This window comes from Pedobacter psychrodurus, assembly GCF_032678585.1.
GTDB classification, from domain to species: domain Bacteria; phylum Bacteroidota; class Bacteroidia; order Sphingobacteriales; family Sphingobacteriaceae; genus Pedobacter; species Pedobacter psychrodurus_A.
This window is the reverse complement of record NZ_JAVTSN010000035.1, coordinates 26396-50740: the sequence shown is the minus strand read 5'-3', so window position 1 is coordinate 50740 and position 24345 is coordinate 26396. Positions and strand designations below refer to the sequence as shown.

At 42.0% G+C, this 24345-nt stretch carries 26 protein-coding genes; 7 read left to right on the top strand and 19 right to left on the bottom strand.

The window, feature by feature from the left end; all coding sequences use genetic code 11:
- Positions 1-58: 58 nt before the first annotated feature.
- Together R2S57_RS20915 and R2S57_RS20910 are read left to right on the top strand one after the other, a co-directional pair.
- On the top strand, positions 59-613 hold the full coding sequence (locus tag R2S57_RS20915; RefSeq protein ID WP_316846886.1) for a hypothetical protein: 555 nt from the start codon (positions 59-61) through the stop codon (positions 611-613).
- Between the two features lie 37 nt (positions 614-650).
- Positions 651-1205: a hypothetical protein gene (locus R2S57_RS20910; protein ID WP_316846885.1), complete on the top strand. Its 555-nt coding sequence runs from the start codon at positions 651-653 to the stop codon at positions 1203-1205.
- A 144-nt stretch (positions 1206-1349) separates the two neighbouring features.
- Here the strand turns inward: R2S57_RS20910 and R2S57_RS20905 are convergent, their stop codons facing one another.
- Positions 1350-1622 (bottom strand): hypothetical protein, encoded by a 273-nt coding sequence (locus R2S57_RS20905; protein WP_316846884.1) that lies wholly within the window; start codon positions 1620-1622, stop codon positions 1350-1352.
- Between the two features lie 525 nt (positions 1623-2147).
- Between R2S57_RS20905 and R2S57_RS20900 the strand changes: the two genes are divergently transcribed.
- Positions 2148-2462 carry a hypothetical protein gene (locus tag R2S57_RS20900; RefSeq protein ID WP_316846883.1) on the top strand — a complete coding sequence of 105 codons (315 nt, stop codon included), beginning with the start codon at positions 2148-2150 and terminating at the stop codon, positions 2460-2462.
- 196 nt (positions 2463-2658) lie between these two features.
- Here R2S57_RS20900 and R2S57_RS20895 read toward each other — a convergent pair whose 3' ends face one another.
- The 16 genes from R2S57_RS20895 to R2S57_RS20820 all read right to left on the bottom strand — a co-directional run bounded on the left by R2S57_RS20895 (position 2659) and on the right by R2S57_RS20820 (position 15593).
- Complete coding sequence (locus R2S57_RS20895; RefSeq protein ID WP_316846882.1) at positions 2659-2838, bottom strand: histone H1; 180 nt, start codon at positions 2836-2838, stop codon at positions 2659-2661.
- Positions 2839-2930: 92 nt separating this feature from the next.
- Positions 2931-4217, bottom strand: a complete 1287-nt coding sequence (locus R2S57_RS20890; RefSeq protein WP_316846881.1) for a hypothetical protein — start codon at positions 4215-4217, stop codon at positions 2931-2933.
- Between the two features lie 9 nt (positions 4218-4226).
- A complete protein-coding gene (locus R2S57_RS20885; RefSeq protein WP_316846880.1) occupies positions 4227-5282 on the bottom strand; it encodes a hypothetical protein in 1056 nt (351 codons plus the stop codon).
- Between the two features lie 13 nt (positions 5283-5295).
- Positions 5296-6345 carry a conjugative transposon protein TraM gene (traM, locus tag R2S57_RS20880; protein ID WP_316846879.1) on the bottom strand — a complete coding sequence of 350 codons (1050 nt, stop codon included), beginning with the start codon at positions 6343-6345 and terminating at the stop codon, positions 5296-5298.
- A gap of 20 nt (positions 6346-6365) precedes the next feature.
- Positions 6366-6566 (bottom strand): hypothetical protein, encoded by a 201-nt coding sequence (locus tag R2S57_RS20875; protein WP_316846878.1) that lies wholly within the window; start codon positions 6564-6566, stop codon positions 6366-6368.
- A gap of 4 nt (positions 6567-6570) precedes the next feature.
- Positions 6571-7185: a conjugative transposon protein TraK gene (gene traK / locus R2S57_RS20870; protein WP_316846877.1), complete on the bottom strand. Its 615-nt coding sequence runs from the start codon at positions 7183-7185 to the stop codon at positions 6571-6573.
- Positions 7186-7196: 11 nt separating this feature from the next.
- On the bottom strand, positions 7197-8408 hold the full coding sequence (gene traJ / locus R2S57_RS20865; protein WP_316846876.1) for a conjugative transposon protein TraJ: 1212 nt from the start codon (positions 8406-8408) through the stop codon (positions 7197-7199).
- A 9-nt stretch (positions 8409-8417) separates the two neighbouring features.
- Positions 8418-9059 carry a TerB family tellurite resistance protein gene (locus R2S57_RS20860; RefSeq protein WP_316846875.1) on the bottom strand — a complete coding sequence of 214 codons (642 nt, stop codon included), beginning with the start codon at positions 9057-9059 and terminating at the stop codon, positions 8418-8420.
- The gene (locus R2S57_RS20855) at positions 9049-9669 is read right to left on the bottom strand and encodes a hypothetical protein (protein WP_316846874.1); all 621 of its coding nucleotides are present in this window, start codon (positions 9667-9669) and stop codon (positions 9049-9051) included. Before R2S57_RS20855 ends, R2S57_RS20860 begins: the two co-directional genes overlap by 11 nt.
- A 10-nt stretch (positions 9670-9679) precedes the next feature.
- Entirely contained in the window at positions 9680-10360 is a 681-nt protein-coding gene (locus R2S57_RS20850) for a conjugal transfer protein TraI (RefSeq protein ID WP_316846922.1), read from the bottom strand.
- A gap of 119 nt (positions 10361-10479) precedes the next feature.
- Complete coding sequence (locus tag R2S57_RS20845; RefSeq protein WP_316846873.1) at positions 10480-10848, bottom strand: hypothetical protein; 369 nt, start codon at positions 10846-10848, stop codon at positions 10480-10482.
- A 10-nt stretch (positions 10849-10858) separates the two neighbouring features.
- On the bottom strand, positions 10859-13330 hold the full coding sequence (locus R2S57_RS20840; RefSeq protein ID WP_316846872.1) for a TraG family conjugative transposon ATPase: 2472 nt from the start codon (positions 13328-13330) through the stop codon (positions 10859-10861).
- 15 nt (positions 13331-13345) lie between these two features.
- Positions 13346-13678, bottom strand: coding sequence for a DUF4133 domain-containing protein (locus tag R2S57_RS20835; RefSeq protein WP_316846871.1), 333 nt, complete (start codon positions 13676-13678; stop codon positions 13346-13348).
- Positions 13679-13680: 2 nt separating this feature from the next.
- Positions 13681-14028 (bottom strand): DUF4134 domain-containing protein, encoded by a 348-nt coding sequence (locus tag R2S57_RS20830; RefSeq protein ID WP_410479094.1) that lies wholly within the window; start codon positions 14026-14028, stop codon positions 13681-13683.
- 33 nt (positions 14029-14061) lie between these two features.
- Positions 14062-14595, bottom strand: coding sequence for a hypothetical protein (locus tag R2S57_RS20825; RefSeq protein ID WP_316846870.1), 534 nt, complete (start codon positions 14593-14595; stop codon positions 14062-14064).
- Between the two features lie 122 nt (positions 14596-14717).
- Positions 14718-15593 (bottom strand): RteC domain-containing protein, encoded by an 876-nt coding sequence (locus tag R2S57_RS20820; protein ID WP_316846869.1) that lies wholly within the window; start codon positions 15591-15593, stop codon positions 14718-14720.
- A gap of 181 nt (positions 15594-15774) precedes the next feature.
- Here R2S57_RS20820 and R2S57_RS20815 point away from each other — a divergent pair, with 181 nt between their 5' ends.
- Genes R2S57_RS20815 through R2S57_RS20805 form a run of 3 tightly spaced genes read left to right on the top strand, consistent with a single transcriptional unit; the run spans position 15775 to position 18151 of the window.
- Complete coding sequence (locus R2S57_RS20815) at positions 15775-16416, top strand: Crp/Fnr family transcriptional regulator (RefSeq protein WP_316846868.1); 642 nt, start codon at positions 15775-15777, stop codon at positions 16414-16416.
- A 12-nt stretch (positions 16417-16428) separates the two neighbouring features.
- Entirely contained in the window at positions 16429-17826 is a 1398-nt protein-coding gene (locus R2S57_RS20810) for a hypothetical protein (RefSeq protein ID WP_316846867.1), read from the top strand.
- A gap of 1 nt (position 17827) precedes the next feature.
- Entirely contained in the window at positions 17828-18151 is a 324-nt protein-coding gene (locus R2S57_RS20805; RefSeq protein ID WP_316846866.1) for a hypothetical protein, read from the top strand.
- A 180-nt stretch (positions 18152-18331) separates the two neighbouring features.
- Here the strand turns inward: R2S57_RS20805 and R2S57_RS20800 are convergent, their stop codons facing one another.
- The gene (locus R2S57_RS20800) at positions 18332-20758 is read right to left on the bottom strand and encodes a carboxypeptidase regulatory-like domain-containing protein (protein ID WP_316846865.1); all 2427 of its coding nucleotides are present in this window, start codon (positions 20756-20758) and stop codon (positions 18332-18334) included.
- 534 nt (positions 20759-21292) lie between these two features.
- Here R2S57_RS20800 and R2S57_RS20795 point away from each other — a divergent pair.
- Positions 21293-22435, top strand: coding sequence for a thioredoxin family protein (locus tag R2S57_RS20795; protein ID WP_316846864.1), 1143 nt, complete (start codon positions 21293-21295; stop codon positions 22433-22435).
- A gap of 1029 nt (positions 22436-23464) precedes the next feature.
- On the opposite strand, the gene R2S57_RS20790 is transcribed toward R2S57_RS20795, so the two are convergent.
- Positions 23465-24337: a hypothetical protein gene (locus tag R2S57_RS20790; protein WP_316846863.1), complete on the bottom strand. Its 873-nt coding sequence runs from the start codon at positions 24335-24337 to the stop codon at positions 23465-23467.
- Positions 24338-24345: the final 8 nt, after the last annotated feature.

Genomic DNA, 24345 nt, shown 5'->3' with positions numbered 1-24345 from the left:
GGCCTAAACCACATCACTACAATTTTTATTATATTTGGTAAAAACAACACGTTATTAAATGAGGAAATACATCCGTTTTGCTTTAATCGTATTACTATCTACACTGTTTATTTCTCAGGCCCGGGCTCAAAAAAAAGATAATTGTGATTTTTTTGATACGGTTGTAAACAACCATAACCAAATCTTTCCGTATTCTGGTATTCCATCAGCTATTGAACTGGCGCTAAAGCAATGTAAAGCAGTGGATCTTAATTTTTATAAATTACAAAATGACTGGCAAAACAAAACTGATGGTTCCTTCAGTGACTTTGACAAAAAGAAATTATACGGAGTTACATTTTACCAAAAATTTAAATTGCCCCGGAATGGAAATTTCCCATTGGATAGTCTTTTTCAATCTATAGATAATGAATTGAAGTTGGGTAGAAAAGTAATTATCGCATTGCGCGTGGAAAATGGCTGGCCGATTTTTGTTGTACATAAACGAGCTCCCAATGGAGAATTTGTTTCATACAGTAAATTTGGAAGTAATACATTGATAATCAGAAATACAAAAGAAATCGTGAAAAAGTCTAACGGTACGGAAATCATGACTTATAGCACTGGTCTGTAATTGGAGATAAGCATATCTAACTGTAATAATTTAAATGATGAAAAAGATACTCTTGAGTTTAGTCGTGTTATTATCCACATCCGTTATTTTTCATTCGCGTGCTCAAGCACAAAAAACCGATAGTTGTTTTTTTAATACTGTCGTAAATAACCATGATCAAATCTTTGAACTTTCTTGCATTCCATCAGCTGTTGAAATAATACTAAAGTATTATAAAGTTGTAGATTTTGATTTTTACCAGCTGCAAAATAAATGGAAAAACAAAACCGATGGGTCTTTCCATGATTTTGACAAGAAAAAATTGTACGGCATTACGTTTTTTCAAAAATTTGTTTTGCCGCGGGACGCGAAATTTCCGATAGATAGCCTTTTCAGAACAATAGAAAACGAATTGAAGGCTGAGAAAAAAATAATTATCTCACTTCCGTCAAACGCGGGCTGGCATATGTTTATTATCAGTGAACAAACTCCAGATGGAGAATTTGTTTCATATAGCAAACTCGGAAGCCATACATTAATACTCAGAAACACTAAAGAAATTGTGAGAAATTCTAATGGCACGGAAATTATGACTTACAGCATTCGTTTGTAGCGAAGACCTTTACAAGCTGGTTTTTTGTACTTAATGATATTTTGCCGTGCCGAATAGATTTTTTCCTCTCATAACGGAAGGATCAGATCTGTCATCACTAAGAAAGGAAATATAAGAGCAGTAGAAACAATGACCCTAAAACAATCAAGGATCATCCTGGCCTGAATCGGCCTCAAGAATACACTGGATATTGTATTTCATGTCCTCACTGGCCCAGAGCCACTCGTTTTTAAGGATCACCTCAATCAGTAGTTCTTCAGCTCCATAACCTTCAAGTGGCCTTCTCTCAAGGTCATTAACATAAAACATCATTATACCGTCGCTGTCATCAGTATAGAAGATAAATTGATCTGTAATTAATGATTGATGGAAGATTTCTCCATATTCATTTACGATTGTCTGATCTAAAGTAGCCATATTTTTTTTTGCCGGACGAAGACAGGATCAGTGTAAAATGTACAAGGAACCGTGGAATAAATAGCACAGCGGTTATGCCGCGAAAGTCCTTTTACAGATTAACGGTCCTGTAGATTTGCAATTAAAAAATAAGGCGATCGGCAATCGAAAAATCCGGCAAGAAATCAGGACAGATATTCCGTAACCTGACATCCTCAACTTTATGTACCTGAAGAAAACCGGATAATAGATTTTAACATATAATTGTATTGTAGGGGGTGAGAGCCCTACATCCGGCGAAAGCCAGAGAGCGTTAATTTAGATGGGGGTAATCATGAATTTGATTATCCCTTTTTTATAGTCTTAATACATAAAAGAACCGTTGCCCTATTAAAGATTGTATTGTACATCTAACGCGGCCAGAGAGATATAGATTTGCTCGCTTCAGAATCCATGTTTATAAATTTATTTCAAATAATTTATTTAATATTATACAAAATAGTATAAGCTACATTAAGCTATCAATTAGTAACAAAAGTCACCGATATGATTGAGAATTTAAAACAGATCAAAGCCAAAGATTTAAAGGTTGGAAATTATTTAGCGAATTTGGGAGTGGTGCAGGAAATCGAAATAAAAAATGATAACCATGCTGTTGTACTGAGAATAAATAATGAAAAGCACATTTTTAACTTTTTGCCAGGTCGCGACCTGATAATTATCGAGAATGTTATAGTCGATGAGCCAATGGAACACTTGCTATCTCCCGGAATACGAAGTTCATTGAAAAATCTCTTCGAAACAAAAAGAGTTGAAGTAAAAAAGCCAGAAAAAATAAAAGATCAGAGGGAAGAGGAATGATATTATGAGCGCATGACCTATTGGAGATATGTTCTTATGCTTTGATATTTCTAAATACACATATAAAGCGTTCCTTTCAAAAGATTTTATATCGGTAGTGATATTTCTGGAGCAACAGTTACTGAAAGGATTATATGATAAATAAAAAGTCCCGGCCAACGGCCAGGACTTTTATAATTCCCAAAACAGCTACAAGTTATTTAGCGCTATTTTTCTTTTCTGTTACTTCTTTTCTGATATCAGATGCCAAAACTTTCAGGTCCTGCATTGCTTTTCGCACCCGGGTTCCTGCTGCAGCGTTGTTGCCATCATAAAACTTGGTTACATCCGCTTCAACCGAAGTGATTAATTCTTTAACTTTTTGAAATTTGTCCATAATTGTTGTGTATTGCCGGCCGATAAGGACCGGCTGTTTAAATTAATTGATTTAGTTTTACAAAAAATGAGCCGCTAAATTAGCAAAAGCATCTAAACGCCCAAACCCTGGGTAGCAGAAACCTCTTTTCCCTTTGATTTTGTTACCTCTTTATTAACCGATGGCTCTTTCAGAAACTGCTCTCTTTTTTCTGGCCTGCCGCCCAAAGCAAACATATTAAGCTGTGAATAGCGTGGCACAGCCTCTACATGGAGCTTCACCTGTTCGCCATTTTTCTCCACAGTTATTGTAGGACGGTCTCCATTTTTAAGCTGGGCTTCCAGTTTTTCCCTTTCTTTGGGCGTTTCCAACTCCTTGATGTTAAATTTATCAAGCACTTCTTTCAGATTAAATCCATAAGAAGGGTCGTGATACTGGCTCATGTTATAATTTAAATGCCTGTCACGGGGACCGTCAAGATCGAGCTTCATCCACGCTTTGTACGGCAGGCCGCCCTGGGTAAGCATATCCTCACGGTATACCGCACGTCCTTCAATCAGGTTAACCGACTGGGATGCGGTAAAACCTTTACCGCGTTCGACCCAAATGGTCTGTGGCAGCGGAGGGTTACGGAATATCCTGCTAAAATCTTTTTCGATGTAATTAATTTTGCCCTCTTCCATTGAGGCTAGCTTTTCTTTATGTGCAGCATCCTTACCAACTGCGAGCTCGGCATTTCCGGGCTGTTTTTTGAATATCTCGATCGCCTCGGCCACACTTTCTCTTTTCCAGACGTTATTCTTACCAGCGGTTTCACTTGGGGAGATCACCAGGTATTTCTGACCGGGTTCCAGGGGCTTGCCTTCATTCAGGGCAAGATCATATTTGTTGAGGTAATAGTTTTCACTCTGGCCGGACTGCTTAAAGTAGATGTTAATGTCCACCTGGCCCTTGTGCCCGGCAATCTGGTCCTTTAAGATAAACTCGGGAAGATTGTTTTTCATATTTTCTTCCATCTTTTCCTGTAGCTCCTTACTGAAGCCCAGGTTTTTCATCTCTTTTTTGAGATTTTCTAAATTGTTCAAATTCATACTGTTGTTTTTTATGGTTAATGGATTCGCTTGTTTTAAAGCTTTTAAAAATTCATCAGCGTGCTGATAATAAATGGGACGGTCCGGACCTCTACCTGGCAGATCACGATACCCCACCTTTGCATCCAGATAATCAAAGGCATCATCAATGATGGCAAAAGAATTCACCTGGTCAGGATGGAGACACATTTCTGTAGGTAGCAGTTCTACTATCAGGTGCGGCCGTCCAATGTCCAGGGCGTTTTTCACCAGGGCCATAATCGTTTCTGCGTCCCTGGTTTCCAGCAGCATATTACTGTTTTCCATCATTCCTGTTATCTATAGTTCAATACCCTTGTTCCTATTCTTTTCATTCACAATTTTAAGTTTCTTAATAACCTGGGGCTTTTGAGCAGAAAGGGATCTGCCCAGTGACAACTGCTGTCTTAACTTTTCAAGTGGAATAACCTGTTGGTGCTCATCTCGGTACTGCAATGTCTTTAACCTCGGATCTGCCTGCACATAGAAGCGGCCCGTTGTTTCCAGATTGAAGGCCGCCTGCGCTCCTGTCTTCAGTATCTCTACGACCCCCGGAGTGTTGATCCCGTGATAGCCGATTTCGCTGGCTGCCCGTACGATGATCTTTTCGATTGAATCACGGTCGTCGAGTATCAGCTCACACACTGAAAAGTTGCCTGTCGAATCCATCCGCTCAAAATCTAGCTGCAGCCATTTCTCCCCGCTCTCCACGCTGTTGAATGCTCTTGTATCTACTTTTACGGCTGCACCTTTTAACAGATTGATGATCTGGTCTATCTGCAGCTTATATTCGCCAGCTATGGAGCACTTACGGTCGTTATCTTCTGCGCCCATAAGGGTGGCATCGATCCTGGCAAGTTCATAACCAAAGAAGCCATCCTTTTCAAGTTGCAGCGTTGCTGCCAATACATGCTCCTGCTCAAATCTGGCTGAAAGGGGCAGCTCAATTTTTTCGCGTTCAAAGTCAAGCTGGGATTTCAAATAGCCGGAAAGCCCCTTAATACCCATTTCGTGCATTCTTTTATCGAGCATAGATAAATTCTCCTCTCTTTGGGCGCTGAACATTTTGGTCAACCCGGGCATGATCAGGTAGCGCAATTTCCATTCATTGATTTTTCTCAGGATCAGGTTTGGAAAGAACTCCTTAAGCATTTTTTTCAGCATTGCCCGGATGATAGCCGCATAGATCCGTTCATCTAGGGTAGGTGATATATTGAGTCTGGCCAGCCCTGCCCGCAGGTAAACATATTTTTGCAGCGTTATGCTCCTACCCAGACCGGCATCCGGGCCTGAAAGGTTTTCCAGTTCTTTATGGTGTTCATCCCAGTTTTGAAGGATCACCTTTCCACGGTTCAAAGGGAAAGCCATATTATTTCCTGATCTGGTTAATACGGAGCAGGACAACTGAACCAGCCTTCACTTTCATTTTTATCCGCTTTACCTTTTTGGAAAAAAGTCCTTTTGCGGCATCGATCCCGGCACCTGCCACCTGCACCCCCACCGACTGATCCATGCTCAGCAACTGCAGGCTTCTTACCGCGTCATCGGCTCCACCTGAAAGGGCACTATTGACTATTGCATCGGGTGCCTCAATACCCTTGATACCATCCAGGCTGTAAAGGGACAGGTCGACAGGAATAATATTATTGCCGATACGGATGGTTTTGATATCAACGAGCAATCTTTGGTTGGTAAGATTGCAGAGCCCAAAAACTTCCTGGCCTTTTGAAAAACGGACCCCACTGATAGAGACCGTATCGGTGAGTACCAGTTTAAGTACTGCGCCCTGTAACAATGTCTGCTTTTCAGCTATAACAGCAGGTATTGCGGCAAAACGTTCTCCGGGCGCTGCATTCACTTGATCAAGGTAAGCATCACGGACACGCTGGGGATGCTGGATATCCAGCACTTTTTCCAGCATTCCGCTAAGCTGTTTCATTTCAGGATCTTCACCGGCAGACCCCTGCATGCTGGACATCAGCTGTTCCAGTCTATCTACGTCAGACTTCATTCCGGGTACCTGGATGGATCTATTTTGTTTATCCCTGGTAAACTGGCTTTCTACAGGCGAATTGATCTGTTCATTAAGCTGTTTTAACTTCAGATCGATTTCGGCAGTAGGATCTTTTGAAGGTTCCGCTTTAAAGCCCAGGCGGTCAGCGATCTGATCAAGACCGGAATTTTCAGCATTGACTGAGTCCCGGTCCCCCAGATTATAAATACCCATTTTATCGGTTGGCTTATCTTTTGAAAAAGTGGCATCGGGCAACGTTGTATTGATGCCTGCTTGCCTTTGTAAAACTGGGGTGTCCCCCTTTCCCCCGCCCATGGCATAGAATGCCAGTGCAGCGAAGGGCAGGATGAGTAGTGGCAGAACTAAAAGAACTTTTCTTTTGTCCCTGATTTTTTGTTTTTCCATATTATTTATTTAAAGACTATTTAAATTTTGCCCATGATGAGCATGACGAGCAGACTGGCGCAGCTAGAGCAGAAAATGATCAGGATAACCATTAACGCACTGGCTGGCAGGTTACGGCATTTATTGTTCAACCAGTCAGCCACCTTTTTTTGTACCTGTAATAGCTGAAATTCCAAGGCGGCAAGCGCTTTATTTTTAGTACCCTTTTCTTTGTGTTCCATCTGCTTAGGGTTTTAACGGTTCATCTTTGTTTTCCAGGGTTTCCCAGCGCTGGATGAGAAAGCCATGCGGATTGTTGTCGGATCTGGATACATTTCTCAGATTTCCGGAGGTAATCAGTTTGCGTGTAACCGTAGATGTGGCCCTGATCAGGCGCTGGGTGGCATAACATCTAAATGGATAAGGATATAAATTGAGATCAAGCTGGATGCTATCAACCGAGATCTCCTGAGAGATATTGGCCGATATCAGGTTATTGAAATATCCTTTTTCCTTCAGGTTATCATAGGCCTTTTTGGCGCTCTGATCAGCAAGATTGAGTGCCGATGAAATATTTCCCTGGATGACCTTTTCATCTGGGTCAAGGGTAAAAAAGTAATGATGGAACATTTTGATGTGGTCCCTGATCTCTACGGCAATGTTATCCTTCCGGTCTGCCGAGACTGCTTCAAGGACTTTTCCATTGGCCAGGATATAAACCTGTTTTTGCGCGCGCGCAGCGAGGTCAAATCCCTTATAGATTGCAAAAGCAGCTATGCCAGCACATGCGAGGATGAGAAAAATGCTAAAGCGTTTGATATGGCTGAATGCGGTATCGATATTTTTGAACTGTGTAAACATGATATAAATTTTTAAGTGTTTTTACCGGATATCTTGTCCTTTTGATGGGTGCTCTGATCAGGAAAATAATCCCCCTGGGCAGCACCTGCGTAACTTTGGGTCTGGAGCCTGGCCTTATCGCCGAGGGCATCAGCAACCATTCCGCCAGCCCCCATGCCAGCGCTCATTCCGGCGCGGGGTGCGGCTACAGTCAAAGAATTGATCTTGGTCAGGATGGAATTACCTCCCCCGGCGTTCACTACAAAACTGGCTACATTGGGTACCGAAAAATAGCCGACTATTCCAATGATCAAAAAGACGAGATAGGCGGTATCGGTAGAGGAAAAAAAAGTATCCCCCTGAGCTTCAATCTGCGAGAGGTCCACCTTGATCATATTCTCCTGGATCTTTCCGAGTATACTTCCAAAGATATTGGCAATGGGCAGCCAGAGAAAGATGTTCACGTAACGGGCAAGCCAAACGGTGAGCGTCTGCTGAAAGCCGTCAAATACCGCAAAACCGAATACCAGGGGTCCAAGGATAGCGAGCACGATCAGAAAAAAGGTACGTATGGTATTGATGCAGAGCGATGCCGCAGCATAGAGCACTTCCAAGACCTCTTTTAGCCAGCTTTTTATCGAATTGCGCAGGTTGTAACTCTGTTTTTCCATCCAGAACTGCATGCTGTTACTTAGGCCGTCAAGAAAAGTCTCATATTCCCTATCAGGATCCTTGGGATGAGTATATTTGTACCACTTATCACTATCCCCATTGCCGGAATCCCCGACATACATCTGCCAGTTTTTAGAGCGTTTAATGGCCTCTTCTTTGATCTTGAGCAGCCTTTCAATCGCCCTGTTGCTATCGGATACCATCGCCCCTGTGGCAGAAACCGTGGGTTTCAGCACGCCGTTCATGATCCCGAGCACCGCTGGAAACATCATGATGCACAGTCCAAGGGCGAAGGGCCGCAAAAGCGGATAAAAATCTATGGGCTCTGCTGCCGCAATCTGCTTCCAGACGCGGCTGGCGATATACCATAGAGCTCCGAACCCCGCAATTCCCCTGGCCACATCGATCAGCCTTGAACATAAGGGAAGCATATCATCATAAACTTTATCCAGGACCGGCTGCATACCGGTCAGCTCTCCTGCTAACCCTTGCGCAAAGAGCAGGCTGGGCAGCAGAAAAAAAGCAAGGGCGAGCCCTGTTCCCTTGAAAAAGGGAGTTGATAAATATTTCATAAAAAAAAATTAATTGTTGATCAGTAAACCTTTTATGCCTTTCACATCAGTCTTGGCGGCCCTGCGCTGCTGCATCAGCAGCCTAGCTTCCCTGTTGAAACTTCGAAGAAAAGTCAGTTTGTCCGATGTATCCCCGAAAATACGGTCGATGGCCTTCAACCTTTCCTCATCATTCATGCGGAGATTGTTGGCTGTGATCACCATGGTCAGCTCATCCAGGTTATCCAGGCTCTGGGAAAAGAGCGATGCGTAAACACTGGACACATAATTGAGTTCAGTAGTATTGAAGACATCTGCTGAACGGAACTGCTTCAAAGCACGTTTATATTCGGAAAGAATATCCTTTTGATAGGTAATGATATCTGCAACCCGGCGGTATTTACGCACTTCGGGACTGACGAGCATCAGGCCATCAATAAAGACCTCATGGATGGAAAAATTTCCCTTAGAAATATTTTTGACTGCATTATAGCCGGTTGAAATCACAGTATATCCCTTTTTCATATCTTTAAGAATGTTCTTCAGCTGGCTCAGCTTTTCCACATTTAGCAAAAGCTGCTGCGCCTCGGTTGACTGTGCGAAACCCTTGACCTGAACTATAAAGATCAATAACAATGCAACCAGATAACTCCTGATATCTCTAGTTCCCATATCTTACCTCCATTTCCTTAATATTTTTGATTTCCAGGGCCCTGTCCCTTGCCAGTGATTGGATAAGCGCCGAAAAATCGGATGTAAAAATTTTCTTTTGCTGCATACCCAGGTACAGCTGATCAATACGCACCATCCGCTCATCATCGGTGAGTTCTAACCGTCCCGAAGTAATGACCAAAAGCAAAGCTTCCAGATCCTTTATACAGTCATCCATTAGGTTTGAGGAAACCAGATCTATGTAGCGATGGTTGGCATCACTTAGATTTTGAAGCCCCCGAAAACTTGAAAAGGTTTTACTGATGGCGATCTGCATTTCCAGTATTTCCGCTATCCTCACATTCTTTTTTACCAGTGGGCTCACCGTTTTAAGTGAGCTGAAAAATGCGCTGTGGAGATCGAATTCTCCCTTACCCGCATTCTTGATAAAGTTCAGTCCGGAGCTTCCGATCTCATAGCCCTTTTTGAGATAAGTAGCATATAACTTCAGTGCGGCCAATTGCTCAATAAGGTATTTTTTTTGGGTCTTTTTTTGGGAGAACCATTCAGACCAGGTCTGGGCATGCAGCTGGCTTGCCGATAAACATATCAGCAAACAAATACCAAGCATGATTTTTCTGTTATTGCACATCATAAAGTTCCTTTAATTTAGCGATCTCATCCAGTGAAGAGGAGCGCTGGATCGATAGCGATATATTACCTGCATTGAACTGTTTAAGATCCGTGTAATTTTCCTCCATTTTCAGTGCAGCGGCATTGATGATCTCCAGCCGCTTCCCGTCACTCATCTGGGTTTTAAAGGAATTGACCACCAATAAAACCTGGTCGAGGTTCTTGACACTTTCCTCTAAAATGCCGAGGTATACCTTTTGCATTTCATCCAGTTCAGGGGCAGAGAAGTGCCGGTCCTTTTGAAAAAGGCCATAGGCCCATTTGTACTCATCAACAATGGCAATCTGTTTCGCCGTGAGCTCCTTTACACGTTTGTAATAGGTGATGGCAGACTTCACTTTCCAAAGGGAGTTATAATATTCAGCATAAAGCTCCTTTTGTTTTTCTGTCCAGTCTGCAATTTCGGTGAGCTTTAATTTCGACAACTGGTTCTCGAGTACTTTCTGGGCATTCTGCAACCAGATGGTTTCATTCTGCAGACGCTGTACTTTGAGATCGACCGCGCGGATGACTTTTTTCACGCCGGCTTTGATTACCTCCAGAACCGCAATCTGGGCAGAAGCCCCTTTCGGAAGGCTTACACAGATGGTCATGGCGCTGACCGGTAGGATTACCATATAACTTTTCATAACATTCTTTAATTTTGTGAGCAGTAGCCCTGCTTTTCGGCAGGGGTCTGCCAGTGGGTTTCTGAATTTTGTGGTACCTGGCCGGATACCTTTGCTAAGAGATCTCATATTTTGTGTTGTTATTTTTTGATGAACTTGCCTTTTCCCAGTTTCAGGTATCCAGAATCCGGATGAATGGTAATCAGCCTTCCTTTACGGGTTTCAGTGAGGGTTTTAGTGGACTCATTATAAATGGCGTCCCACTCTTCCTTTTCATACTCCCGTTTACCCAGCTGTCCATCATTGATCCGGTTAAAGCCTGTACGGCGGTGAATGAGAAAGTTGTTGCCTTCTGCCGGTTCAACGATCAGCGTGTCGTCTGCGATGCTAAACTCACCTTTGGTAGATTTGGTGTAAGTACCTTTTAAAAAGGCTTTTTCTTTATCACGCTGGCAGGCTGAGAAGTGCAGCAGCACGATCAATGCTAAAAGATTCAGATAAATTTTCATGTTTAAATATTTAGTTTACAATTGATTGATTCCTGATATCACTGGCAAGCGCGGCGATCCCTTTTTTAATGCTGCCGTACCTCTGCGCATATCCGCTCACCTGCAGCTTTTCTTTTTCTTCGGTGGTATAGGCGAGATATTCCTCTAAAGAAACTTCTGTACGGTACACCTGGCTGTGCTGACCGCCAAGGGAGATAAAAACCTCCTTATATTTTTTTGTGGGGTCATTGGCGCGGTTCATGGAAAGGATCTGGGCACGCTCTTTTTCGGTCAGGCCCAGCAGTTCCTGTATGGCATCGAACTTATTCTGGTATTTGCTCTGGTCAAGGAGGATCTTACAGTCTGAATTATTGATGATGGCCTGTTTGACCACAGGTGAGGAGATAATGTCCTCCACCTCCTGGGTGACTACCACCGCCTCGCCAAAAAATTTGCGGACGGTCTTGAAAAGATATTTAATGTATTCCGCCATCCCCTCTTTGGCTATCGCTTTCCAGCATTCCTCGATCAGGATCATTTTGCGCACACCTTTGAGCTTTCTCATCTTGGAAATAAATACCTCCATGATGATGAGCGTCACCGCGGGAAAAAGAATGGGATGGTCTTTTATGGCATCAAGTTCAAAAACAATAAAGCGCTCAGAGAGCAGATCGAGTTGTGAAGTTGCATTGAGCAGGTAGTCGAATTCCCCTCCCCGGTAATAGGGCTTGAGTACATATAAAAAATTGTTGATATCGAAATATTTGTCGCGCACCTTATTTTCTTCCAGGACAGTGATGTACTCTCCGGATAGAAACTCATAAAATGAATTAAAGCATGGAAAGATATCCGGGTGATCTTCAAGATGTTTAAAATAAAGCGTCAGTCCATTGGAAAAGCCTACATATTCCGAGCGGCTAAAGGTTTCGCCCTCTTTTTTGGACAGGGCAAGCAGCAATGTTTTGATTGATTCTTTCTTTTCGGTATCCAGGATATCCCCATCTGCCAGAAAAAAGGGATTGAAAGCAATCGGACTGGTTTCGCTATAGGTAAAATAATAGCCCCCTACCAGATCGCACAGGCCTTTATAGCTATGGCCGACATCTACCAGCAGTACATGTGTTCCCTGCTCATAATAGCTTCTGACCATGTGGTTGGTGAAAAACGACTTGCCTGAGCCCGAGGGGCCTAGTATAAACTTATTGCGGTTGGTGGTGAATCCCCTGGACATGGGCTCATCAGATATATCGACATGGATAGGCCTTCCGGAAAGGCGGTCACCCAGGCGCATACCAAATCCGGAGCGGGAATCCCTGTAATGGCTTTCCATATTAAACAGGCAGGTTGCCTGTTCCAAAAAAGTATCAAAGGTATCGTTCATGGGAAAGTCTGCCTGGTTACCCGGTAGTCCTGCAAACCAGATCTGTGCCTGGCCATCTGTCTCGCGTTTGGCCACAGCATCAATGGCCGCCATGGCAGAGCTCACCTTATTCTTGATATCCAACTGCTCCCGGGGATCTTCTGACCAGGCCATAATGTTGAGGTGCGATTTTACCGGCATCCTCCCTAAAGCCACGGCTTCGTTGAGAAAATCATTTACCGCATCCCGGGAAATGGCATTTTCGCGGGAATAGGTAGAAAGGGATTGCAGGCGCAGTTTTTTGGCTTCCAGTCTTTTAATGGTTTTCTGGCTGTCCCCTATGAAAACATATTGGTTTAAAATGTGGTTGCAGTTCAATAGCTGACCAAGGGGGCTGGCAAATCCCACGCTGAATTTGGAGCGGTCCGTAGAATAATGCTCATAATTGATACGGCTTCCACAGAAAGCAGGAAGATCACTAACATCTGAAAGGGTATAGATTTCCAACTGTTTTTCCCCAATGCGTATTTCATCTTTCAAATGGACATCCCGGATGATGGGCATATTGTTTTCGCCCAGCAAAAAGCAATAACGTTCCAAAATCCCGGCCTTGTTGGCTGTTCCGGCAAGGGCATCATCATCCAACCGTTCCAGACCGACAAACCTGGAATCTTCAAGGATCCGCTGAAACTGTCCGGCCTTATCCAAAAAATCCGATAAAATAGCGGGACTCAAGGTCTGCGGCGGAACAAGGCCTTTACGGAGCAGTCCCGAATTGGCAGAGGTAGAAATCTTACTTCCTTTAGCAGTAAGGGTCAGGAATATAAAACAGCTATGTTCGGCGCTCGGCCTTTGGTTAAAAAACCGCTCACTGGCACGGGAAAGAAAATCATCTCCTGCCCTTTCAAAATCTGCACGGAACGGTTGCGATAAAAACCAGTCCTGTTTATGGAAGATACTACCTGGGGGCAATACCTTTATGGCTTTTACCCAGGCCTGGTGATAAGCATCGTAATCACGGTCAGCGAGGGAAAATATTTCGGGCAATTGTGCCCTGAATGCAATGGTAATATCCCCTTGAAAGGATAATATACATCCATGTTCTATTTTATAGATGGGAAGAATATTGATGGCATCTGTCATGATCGTTCCTTTGTTTTATAGATTGGTCTTAGGATATTTCAATGCGGTAAAAATCCGCCTGGAAGCAAAGCGCAGGTATTTTGGCAATGCCTTTCTGGCAATAAATTTCATCAGTCCATGCTCACCAAACCTGTGGCTTAATCTGAAAGTGACCATAAACAGTGCGCTTCCGAGTATCAGGATAACCGGCAATACCGCAAATAGGCTAAGCCCTGAGATATAGAGTATGGCAAATGAGAGTAAGAGCAATACCAGCCCGATGGCCAGGTAGGCAATGTACTGGGCCTTGAGCCCTTTAAAGACGATCGGTTTGGAAACGCCCTTGTTGATCTGATAAACCGTTGCCATAGTTATATCCCGAAAAATGATTTAAGAACAGTGGCTACCACGACCAGAAAAATACAGCTGCCGAACCAGGCCGCAGCGACTTTGTTGGTATCGGAGTCCCCCGCATTCCATTTATTGAATACCTTGATGGCGCCGATGATCCCGACTACTGCGCCGATGGCATACATCAGATCGCAGCCGGTATCAAAATAACCCTTGACTTTATTTGTGGCTTCCTGGATACCAGCATTACCATCCTGCGCAAAGCCATAAATGGGAAAAATATAATTGAGTGTCAGCCATGCACAGCAGAACATCAAGGACTTTAGCAAGGCATGCCTTCTGGCTTCTTTGATTGGAGTATTCTTCATGATATATCTTCTTTATGATTAAAAACCGAATTATTAATCCCACAGGTGTTCCAGTTCCTCAAGTGTAACCGCAAAAGGCGCGTGGTCACGGATGAAGGCATTGATCTGTCCGATATTGGGATTGGAACCGATCCGGCCATACTTTTCACTGATCAAGGCAGCCAATGAGAAGAAATCCTGCTTGGTTCCATCCTCTTTGGCCAGCACCGCGAAGATTTCCCTAATTTCCTGAATCACGTCCGGCACCAGACCAAGCTGATCGGATTTGGCATCATCCGGGCTGTAAGCTGCATCTTCGGCAACTGAAAAGTTCAGGGCACCCATACTGACCACCTCCAGTCCTTCAGGCATTTTGGACTTACCCATAATCTGATCAGCTATTTGATCTTCCTCTTCCTCCTCCCTTTGTGGATTAGTTGCAAGTACATTTGACACATGGAGCCTTGAACCAGCGATTAGACCAAAGGTTTCTTTCCTGTAAACCGTGATTGCAAGCATGAGGTACCAGAGTGCGCTGAGGATGGCAAAAAAGATCAGGAAAGTCATCCAGGAAAATTGTTGTAACATAATGTGGTAATTTTTCGGCCTGCACCATTACAGGCGTTTGTTAGGACAAAGGTTGAAAAGCAGGGAATTTTTAGCTCAGTAGCACGTGCGTACTACCGTACGATTAATACCCAAAGCCCGGCTCAATAACCATATCGGCTCTTTTGATCATCCGGAATCCAGGCATCACTGTCCTCTATCCGTTTGGAAACAAGCCTTTGCATCTCATCGAGGTAGCGGGTCTTCGACATCGATTTACGCCTTTTGATATCAGCGAAACGTTTAAAATAACCGGAAATATTTACCTGGAAGACCTGACCAAAAAAATCCATGAGCTCTGATAAACTGATCTTGCCACCATTTACCTGGGCGGTTTCGTAAACGCCATATACCAGCTCCACCATATTGACCGCCTCTCCCGTCCACTTCAGTTCTTTGAAGGCATTTTTATGCACGTCCGCATCCCCGCCTCTCCTCATTTCGATATCCTTCCTGATGAAATCCCGGAGTTTTTCGTAGGCCATGAACTTGGAAAAAAGATAATCGGCCACTGTTGAAAAAGACGGGTCCACATCTGGCACTTCGGCAAAGCCGACCAGCTGGTTTCCCCCCGCCCTCGTAAAATACCGGTCATCCAGATCTGTCGCGCCAAGCCTGTAATATTGATAGAGGAACTCATTCTGACGGAAAAACCTGTCAATAAAAAAAAGTTGTGACTCCAGATGGGCGAGCTGTTTCTCCTTGCCCAGAATGGGCATACTGTTTTCTATCGCGTACCGTTCGGTGACCAGGATCAGAAGGGAATAAATCTGCGGCTTACCTTTTTTAAAAAAATAAATTTCTTCCTCACAGTTGGTAAAACCGTTTTTAGTCAGCTCGATCCTTAATGTCGCCAGGGCTTTCTGAACAAGGGATAAGCCACTCTTCAATTGCTCCAGGGCATTTTCAATAGACAAAGCTTCCTCCATCTGGAGTGAAACCTGTGCATACAGTTTTTCTGATAGTTTCTCTAGGTTCATGACAATACGTTTTAGGTTAACGATGTGAGGAGCAGCCAATCAGATACCGGAAAAGAAAAATCAAAAAGCCCCCGAACAACAAAAGCGGGAAATTTCCGTTAAAAGAGTATATCCTTCCGACAGGACAATATTAGCCAGGTAAATGCACTGAAACGTTGATTTGAGACACAATCGACATCGCATGCAAAAGAATGCTATCAAAGAAGCCGATCTACTAGAGACTTTGAGCTTCATTTTACCACTGCCTGCCCCATTCCAAATGAGGGTAAATGAGGAGGTAATCACCGAAAATTTTGGCCGAAAACACCTTTTGCTCATTCCGGGCGAAATTTCCAGAAGACTGTACTTTATCCGTAGCGGATTTGTACGTGCTTTTTTCCTTGATGAGCATGGGAAACAGTGTACCACATGGTTTATGGGAAAAGGAGACCTGATGATCTCCGTATACAGCTTTTTCACCCAAAAACCTGCTCATGAGTACATTGAGGTACTTCAGGACTGTAAACTTCAGTCCATCAGCTGGCAACAGTTAAATGCCTATTATGCGGATTTTCCACAGGGGAATTTATTGGGCAGGATTGTTACCCAGAAGTATTATATCATGAGTGAAGAAAGGGCAATTTTCCTGCGTACACAGACGCCCAACCTGCGCTACGAACTCTTGCTTGAACAGCATCCCGATATCGAGCAACAGACCAGCCAGAACAACATCGCCTCTTACCTTGGAATAAGCCGCGAAACTTTGAGCAGGATCAGGAGGAAAAAAAGGGATATGTGTCACCAGACACAAAACGTCCAAAATACAGCACCCATTTTTCACTAAAAAACTGATATCATGAACACAAAGTTTAAAATTATCACGCTATTTATTTTCCTACTATCAGCCTGTCAGAAAGATCAATTGGAACCAACCCATAAAGAGGCAGATGAACCGATAGCTATAGGCCTAAGCAAAAAGGAAGCTATGGATTTTATAGCCCATATCGATCCGGACAGCAGTAAAGTATTGTCTAAAATTCAGGTAAACTGGGACCTTGCAAAAAACGGAGCAACCAGGGAGGGAAACAAATGGACAGTTCCCTTAAGCGGTCAACCCACCTACCAAAATTACAAACAGGGATACCGGCAACTTGTAATCTTAAGAGATAAAAGAAGCCAAAAGATCGGCGCTAAGATATTGGAGATTATCCCCGACGCTATTTATCTGCAAAAAAACAGGATCTCAAAGGCAGCGGACTTTACAGGAAGGGTATTTGAATATGATCTAAACTACCAGTTAAGGGGAGGCCGGCTCTACCGAGATGGCAGACCGGTCGGAAAAATCCGGCAGTCCTCAGAAGCAGAAAAGACAGACCGGGCAAACAAGATGCTGAAAGAAGTCAACCCATTTTATGGTGCACAGGGAAAGCTCATGAAGATGATGCCTATCGAAACCTGCATCTGGGTACAGGACAGTTATGTTGATGCATGGGGTGACCTCACCATACATTCCACAGAAATATGCTCAACAACCTATGTTGATGGCGGAGGAGGAGGTGATGGCGGTTATTATGATGGCGTCGGCGGCGGTGATTCATCCGGATCAACATCCGGAGGGGGCGGAGGTGGAAGCACCGGACCACCTCCTCCCCCTGCCCCATCCAATCTCCCCGGAGAAGACAACAATGTGGTCAACCCAAAAGAGATGATGGAATGTTTCTCAAAAATCACCAGCGCCAATGCAGCGTTTGTTGTCAGGGTATATGTAGTCGAACCACAGCCTGGAACCGCGTTCAACGTTGGCGTCAATAGTTTTGGTCATGTAGCCATATCTTTAAGCAAAAGCGGGAGCACAACAATCACACAAACGGTAGGCTTCTATCCTACCGGAAGCGGCCTGGATAAATTATCCTCGAAATCACAGATCCTTGATAATGGATTTGATAACTACAATATATCCTCAACGTATTATGTGTCAGCGGAAAGTTTCCAAAAAGTGATAAATTATATTGCCAACCCACCAACGAACTACCATTTTACAGATTTCAATTGTTCAGCTTTTGTATATGGGGCTGGGCAGGCTGGCGGTCTTCCGATCCCGGATCCTACAGGAGTGATCGGAATGGGCTTCGGTAAAACGCCTGCGGGAATGGCAAGGGCTTTGAGGGAACAAAAAGCAAATAATCCAAATTTAGACATTAATGAGGCGGGAGGAAAAATTCCAGAGAGCAATGGACCTTGTAAAATAAATTAAGATGAAAAGAAGAAAAAGAACCCTGATCATTTCAATTGTGAGTGTAATCATCATAAGCAATCTACCACCTATATCATATTTATTCCAAGAAAAATATCATTATCAAAACAAAGATAGAAGCTTTGAATTCACTGAAATGGGTGGGCCAACTCAGAATTTCGAGTCTGCTCTCGCTCGATTTGAAAGTTACAAACGCAAAAATCCTGAAAATCCGAACAGAACCTTATATCGAACATTCACGCTAAAACCATGGAAATTTTGGGAATGGTGGGAAATGATTGCCCATTCCAAAAGATTTAGATTACCATTTCATCCATCACCATAAACTGGAAAAAATGTTTAGAATAAGAATTGTGGTCATATGGAAAAAGGCGAATGAAGCGCATGAGATAGTTCAGTAGATTTCATTTGAAACTAAGTTGTTAGAGAGAATAAGTTATTGAGAAACGCGGAAATTGAGATAATTCGATCTGGGTATCGGTAGCCTTAGTAAGCTGAATATAAATCATTTAACTATAAAAAAAGCTACTTCCCGAGTGATCTGACCATTAATTCCTATCCCTTCTAAAGTAACTTGAAATTTTCCTTTTTCATCCGACGTGTAGAAGTTTATTTTTGCGAGGCCATTGATATCTGTAATGATGTTCGGTTTCCAAAATAAAGGGCTGCGAAAATCTTTAATGATGTTATCAGTTTTCTTACTGTAGTCGGGAGAATAGAAGGCTTTAGAAGCAGAAAAGCCCAATATATTCACTTTAACAATACCTGTTGTTTGTTTAATTGAGGATATTAAACTCGGATTGTGGTGATTAGATGTTAAAAAAATTATACCATAGCATGTGCCCTGTCCATACATACTTTCGCCAAGCTGGTTTGCCATTGTCGCTGATGTGATGCCTCCTTTCATAATTTGCACCCCGATTAAAGATCTTGGATCTATTGAGGATAAATCCTCGATATTCTGTCCGTTTAGCAAAATATACATTGGGCCTTCCCCCCCTTGACATGTGCCAATAACACGATTATTTATTATTTTAACACCTATAAACCGGCTTCGCAGGTAATCAGTTAGGCTTGTTATCTTTTGAAGTTCCTCCGCTTCTATGGTATAATCTGGTGGCGCAGCTGCGACTGGATAAACGGATCCCGGAATTACTGGTCTGCGTTTTGCTGCAATCTCTACTGTTTTTAACTGATTGATTTTTCCCTTTTTAGAATTTAGGCCATGCTGAGGATTTTGAATGGATGCAGTACCTCTATCATTCGAAACTACTTTCCCAGTGCGGCTGTCGGGGATAAATGATAAAATGTTGCTCATTTGATCATCCAGTATAATCTGTACGTTTTTTTCATTACCAAGATTCTTTACTCTCACGACTACCTCAGAACTATCTAAAATTGTAAAGTTTTCAAACAAAAACCTCCCCTGATCATTCGCGACTGTATCGATAAGAATCATATCCTTGGCAGAGAACAGATTTAGTTTGGCGCCCGCCATTGGTTTGCCATTTGTCTTTAGCACCTTCCCAACAATGGACAGACTGCGTTCTGGCTTCATTCCTTGTGATTGCTTTTCAGCAAATATTTCATTCCAGGCATAACTATCTGACCGACGGGTAAGCAACTGCATGTCCAGCTCAGCCTTTCCAGCCTCACTTTTATCATCAAAACTAACATATTGATGATCATTCATAGCCCTTGTATCCGAACTGAAAATTAAGCTCGATAAAATCGATTGGCGACTATCATTTCCATCTAATTCTTCATCGACTTTCGTTACCGAGATGGAATAGCCACCAGTAATCCCACTACCAGAAACATCTGTTATTTTTAAATTTAAACTGACATACTCACGACTGCCATATTCATTTTTAGGAAGCGTGAGTTGTTTATTTGATGATTTCTTCTCTGGCAAGAATATAAACCGGTTTGCAAGTAACACTTTATCTTTTGAAAAAAGAACAACCTCATTCATACCTGCGGGCAACGATGCTATTGGTACCTTTAGCAATAACGAACCGGATAAGAGTGTTACGGGAATGGAGTTCACAATGCTTCCATTGGCTTGAAATGCAAGTAGCACTGCAGGATTGCTTACAAGAGATTTTGAGATTCTTACCGTCAAGGTATCTTCCAGGATCCTATTGACGGCAAGCACATATCCACTATCAATAACTTGGGTCAAGTTAAAATGCTTATTCGAAGCATCTGTCTCTAATATTGCCGCATATTTCACCTCTCGTTTCGGTGATAGTGCAAACAAGCCCATTCCAGATTTTCCCGTCTTAAATTCTGCAACTTTATTATTTTCTTCATCTACCACGTATCCATTTGTTGATACAGGATTGCCGTGAGCATCTTGGCTTCTAATAACGGCTTTCGACCTCAGGTCAGCCACAAATCTTCCGCCCTCAGGGTAAAATTCCAATAATTTCACCACTTTTACAGTGTCAGGTGCTTCACTGTCGCTTTTTGTTCCAACCTTCAAATCGAAGGAATAATATTTTCTGCTACCATTCCCCGTCAACCGGGTGAAAACATTGAATTTGTAAGGTCCTAAATTAAACTTATCCCCTGATAAGACTACGTGTCCATTTGACATTCCAGCCTCTACGGGAAGAAGCATTTTTTGCAGATGTCCGTTTGTATCTGCGATTTCAACATGCACTAACTTACTTAAGGCAGACAATTGATAGGTGAAGCTATTTATCAAATACACCTTATACCAAACCGTATCTCCAATATGGTATGAACTTTTATCAAAGTGAACAAATACTTTTTCTTTTGGATGCTCCTGAACATATTCTTCGAGGAGTGATTTTAAATCCCAGGAGGGTCTAATTTTAGACGAATCTGAAATCAACTTATCCTGAGCCCATAAAGCTTGGGCAAATAAGAATAAAATACCTAGCAAGTAATAACCTTTATTCATTAATTATAACTTTAGCTTTGTTTCAGATCAAGTAATGTAAGTTAATAAAAGTCAACGAAATTGTCTGGAGACTTAAAAATAGTTAGACTTTAAGAGCGATCAACCAGTTTTAATTTGAAAGTATAAAAGGCTGAAGACCTTAAATCCTCAGCCTTGGGAGTTTTTAACTCATTGATTCCATAGAGCAGTAAATACCCGGCAAATATATTTGCCCTTCCCAATTTCTTTGACAGCCGCACCCTCCTGGCCCAATCTCGACACATACCCTAGTGCCGAAGAAGCGGGGTAGCGTGGTATGGCGGGGCCAGCACATAAATTTTGAGTGTTGCAAACAGGTGGAATCCCAATATTGATTCTTCGCATCTCTTCATTTGTTAATTTACTAAAATTTTCCATAATTGTTTTGAAAGGGATTTAAATAATAACTGACAGATACCCCAATTGGTAGCCATATGTAATTAAGCCGTTACTATGCTTAAACAATCCATCACGCAACTATCTTAGTGACAGTTATATCAACTTTCAGTTTTTTTCATGAAGACGCTCCTTTTTTTAATTTCTGTTTTTTTATATTTCCTTTTCGCAGGCTATGCTGTTTGTTATTCGCAAGGGAAAGCTCAATCCTCTGACAAAAAAATAAAGCTATATAGCTTTTATTTTGATGGTTGTGGCGCATGCAAATATATGGACAAGCAGGTATTATCGGATGAAAAGGTTAAAAGCTATCTTGCTTCGAATTTTAAAACGGAGCATGTAAATGGTCTGGTCTCTCCGGGAAGTCTACTATCGAAACAGTACAATATAGCTGTGTATCCTAGTTTCATCTTCACCGATAGTCTAGGAACCGCATTCTACAGATTGGAAGGTGCGTCGGAGAACCCTACAGAGTTTATGGAAGAATTAATGGTGGCTAAAAAACGTTCACTTAAAAAGCAGGCTGCTGTTGCGGATTTTTCCAAGACCTACCAGCTTAAAAAGTACGATCAGCTCTTTGTTTCAGGCTATATCGAAACATTGAAAGCTATGGGTGGCCAACAGAAAACCATCGACAGCGTATTCGGTAACTGGTTTACGAACTCCGACAAAACTGCTATTCTTAAAGATACCACTTCACTTGTGTTTGTACTGAATAACTTGAGCAATCTTCTTACCGACCAGCACAGGTTTTTTAAAGCAAATCGCAGGGTGTTCGACCAACGTTTGGAAGGTCGGCAAGTTGAAAAGCATATAGCCTCCATGATCGAAAATAGTCTGGAGAATTACCTGAATATCTTGGACGAAGGCAACATCGAGGATATTAGGAATTATCTCACTCAAATGAATTCGGTGGGCGACAAGGACAGGCGCAAAATCATTAATAATATAGAAGTAACATTTTATATGTTGAGAAAGGACTATTCCAAGGCTGTCACTTTAATGGAGGGAGGACTAGTTTTCGATTTCGAGCAGATCCTAAGATGCGATGATGGGCAGTGCAGGGAAGCCATTATCCAGGACATTGTATTGAGAATCAACAATAATGTCATTGCTTACATCAAGAAGGATATTTCACCATTTGGTGCTTCAGTTCTTAAAAAACACCTGGCTAAATGGAGCAACAAATTGAAATCGTTGAACAACAATCAGGCGAATAATATGATCAATCATATTGATCAGGCAATTAAATCAAGATTTTGATATTAGAAAAGAGAGTGATTGATTAAAACAATAAGCTTACACCACAGCGAAATAGCTTTGATGATCTTCTTTTGCGAGCGATAGAAGAATTGAAGAAGGAAATTAGGCAATTGAACACTGAGCCAAATATATCTAATCTCCCCATATTCCTTCCCTCCATTTCCAATCTCACCTTCCAGCACTTGACAAGTCAATCCTCTACAAAAATGGTTATGCCAAAAAAACGGCCTTAAAGCACACGTTTTACAGCAAATCAGTTCACTTTTAGAACATATTCAAATAGGAAATTTAATTTTTGGTTTTTAAAGCTATCAAAACATCTCCCATTTAGGTTTTTCAGGCAAATTGAATTTGCCCTTTCCGAATTGAACATCCATTTTCGATAAAGATCTAACATTAGATTTTCCAGATTTCTTTGAGTCTAATAGCTTGTTCTTGTGCTGTCACTTTAATTATTTTAAAAATATTGTTTTTGATTTATGAGAAGTTATCATCATTATTAAATGAATGGGCAGGACTCATAGATACTGATTTGTAACGAAACTCCTTCTTAAAGTATGTGAACTAATTAAATCAAATTTCTTGATCTTTTGAGAAACGACTTATTGTCTATTGTAAAATGATAAGAATCAGATGTGGTGAGGTGGCCAATGTTTAGGCATTTTGAGAGATTTACTCTACCATTTACTGTAAAAACGCAATCAAAATAGTTAAATGGACCTTTCTACAAAAATGGCAAAAAACCAATGTTCTTCCTAGTTTTCCTAACAGCATTATCAAGGTTCTGACCCCGCTGGGATTTGCACCTAGTGCTAAAATCAGAGTTTAAATAGTATTTATAGCTGTTTTGTAATTCTACTCATTGAATTACTCACGTTTTTTTCGATACGTTTTAGTTGCAATCGCTATATGTAAATATAGCCATTTTGTTTGTAAATAATCATATAATTGCTAACCCAGTATCACCGATACGACTGGCCCATCTTCAAGCGATACGCTTGGCCCGGAATCACCGATATATACAAAGTATTAAAAAGTCAGCCAGTTTAATTTCCAAAGGTAGTTGAAAAGCTCAATCTGCATGTAATCTTTTACACCAACATAATTGTTCAATTCATAGTCGAGAATCATATCATCTATAAGTTCTCTTTCGTATGCAAATCGTGTAGCCTGAAAACTATTCGATTGTTTCTCCACTACATTTCTTATAGCTTGAGATAGCTTTTGTAAATTTTGAACACGGCTATTTAAACGATAGTCTCCAGTCTGATTTCGTAAAGTCTCTATTTGTGACAGCAGGTTGACTTCGTCAAAATCTTCAAAATCTGGATTTGCAACTCCAGTCAGTCCTCCTTTGTTATAGTACCATTTTGAGTGTCCGGTAAGCATTGAAACTTTTGGAAATGTAGAATTGGAGACAATGGTTTGATTTGAGGTATGGTTGTACAGCTGCTGTTGCTCGTGAAATACTGGAGCTGCATACACCACCAACGCATCTGCTGCCAATTCTTTTTCCAGTAATTCTAGTGATACCTGCTGATGTGGGGTCACTTCAAAATACCAGTGAGCACCATTTATTTGGGGACTAAGCTTTACTTTCGATCTTGAAGAATACTCTGAACGCTTTGCTTGTATAAAAAGATTCAGATTAAAGTCAGGCAATACTTTCTTTGGCTTCGTATTGGTCCAAATGTAATGGAAATGATGTGACCTTAATACAGAGCCACCAAGTGGAGCACTAAAACCATATAGCTTCCATAAATAGTCGTGTACGCACAATGATGCCCTATCTACACCTATTGTTTTCTCGAAAACCTGTCCCGGTTCCCATAAAAGATGGCTTCCTCGTTCTAGCTGATTGAACAATGGCCCCCTAAATTCACTTTCTTCAAATTCTGTCATTAATGATT

Excerpts from the sequence above, each read along its gene's own strand:
- R2S57_RS20890 (WP_316846881.1), bottom strand. The coding sequence starts at position 4,217 with ATGATGGAAAACAGTAATATGCTGCTGGAAACCAGGGACGCAGAAACG.
- R2S57_RS20845 (WP_316846873.1), bottom strand. The coding sequence starts at position 10,848 with ATGAAAATTTATCTGAATCTTTTAGCATTGATCGTGCTGCTGCACTTC.
- traK (WP_316846877.1), bottom strand. The coding sequence starts at position 7,185 with ATGTTTACACAGTTCAAAAATATCGATACCGCATTCAGCCATATCAAA.
- traM (WP_316846879.1), bottom strand. The coding sequence starts at position 6,345 with ATGGAAAAACAAAAAATCAGGGACAAAAGAAAAGTTCTTTTAGTTCTG.
- R2S57_RS20830 (WP_410479094.1), bottom strand. The coding sequence starts at position 14,028 with ATGAAGAATACTCCAATCAAAGAAGCCAGAAGGCATGCCTTGCTAAAG.
- R2S57_RS20910 (WP_316846885.1), top strand. The coding sequence starts at position 651 with ATGAAAAAGATACTCTTGAGTTTAGTCGTGTTATTATCCACATCCGTT.
- R2S57_RS20835 (WP_316846871.1), bottom strand. The coding sequence starts at position 13,678 with ATGGCAACGGTTTATCAGATCAACAAGGGCGTTTCCAAACCGATCGTC.
- R2S57_RS20820 (WP_316846869.1), bottom strand. The coding sequence starts at position 15,593 with ATGAACCTAGAGAAACTATCAGAAAAACTGTATGCACAGGTTTCACTC.
- R2S57_RS20855 (WP_316846874.1), bottom strand. The coding sequence starts at position 9,669 with ATGCTTGGTATTTGTTTGCTGATATGTTTATCGGCAAGCCAGCTGCAT.
- R2S57_RS20795 (WP_316846864.1), top strand. The coding sequence starts at position 21,293 with ATGAAGACGCTCCTTTTTTTAATTTCTGTTTTTTTATATTTCCTTTTC.
- R2S57_RS20900 (WP_316846883.1), top strand. The coding sequence starts at position 2,148 with ATGATTGAGAATTTAAAACAGATCAAAGCCAAAGATTTAAAGGTTGGA.
- R2S57_RS20800 (WP_316846865.1), bottom strand. The coding sequence starts at position 20,758 with ATGAATAAAGGTTATTACTTGCTAGGTATTTTATTCTTATTTGCCCAA.
- R2S57_RS20805 (WP_316846866.1), top strand. The coding sequence starts at position 17,828 with ATGAAAAGAAGAAAAAGAACCCTGATCATTTCAATTGTGAGTGTAATC.
- R2S57_RS20850 (WP_316846922.1), bottom strand. The coding sequence starts at position 10,360 with ATGAAAAGTTATATGGTAATCCTACCGGTCAGCGCCATGACCATCTGT.
- R2S57_RS20810 (WP_316846867.1), top strand. The coding sequence starts at position 16,429 with ATGAACACAAAGTTTAAAATTATCACGCTATTTATTTTCCTACTATCA.
- R2S57_RS20875 (WP_316846878.1), bottom strand. The coding sequence starts at position 6,566 with ATGGAACACAAAGAAAAGGGTACTAAAAATAAAGCGCTTGCCGCCTTG.
- R2S57_RS20895 (WP_316846882.1), bottom strand. The coding sequence starts at position 2,838 with ATGGACAAATTTCAAAAAGTTAAAGAATTAATCACTTCGGTTGAAGCG.
- R2S57_RS20815 (WP_316846868.1), top strand. The coding sequence starts at position 15,775 with ATGCAAAAGAATGCTATCAAAGAAGCCGATCTACTAGAGACTTTGAGC.
- R2S57_RS20840 (WP_316846872.1), bottom strand. The coding sequence starts at position 13,330 with ATGACAGATGCCATCAATATTCTTCCCATCTATAAAATAGAACATGGA.
- R2S57_RS20860 (WP_316846875.1), bottom strand. The coding sequence starts at position 9,059 with ATGGGAACTAGAGATATCAGGAGTTATCTGGTTGCATTGTTATTGATC.
- traJ (WP_316846876.1), bottom strand. The coding sequence starts at position 8,408 with ATGAAATATTTATCAACTCCCTTTTTCAAGGGAACAGGGCTCGCCCTT.
- R2S57_RS20915 (WP_316846886.1), top strand. The coding sequence starts at position 59 with ATGAGGAAATACATCCGTTTTGCTTTAATCGTATTACTATCTACACTG.
- R2S57_RS20790 (WP_316846863.1), bottom strand. The coding sequence starts at position 24,337 with ATGACAGAATTTGAAGAAAGTGAATTTAGGGGGCCATTGTTCAATCAG.
- R2S57_RS20825 (WP_316846870.1), bottom strand. The coding sequence starts at position 14,595 with ATGTTACAACAATTTTCCTGGATGACTTTCCTGATCTTTTTTGCCATC.
- R2S57_RS20905 (WP_316846884.1), bottom strand. The coding sequence starts at position 1,622 with ATGGCTACTTTAGATCAGACAATCGTAAATGAATATGGAGAAATCTTC.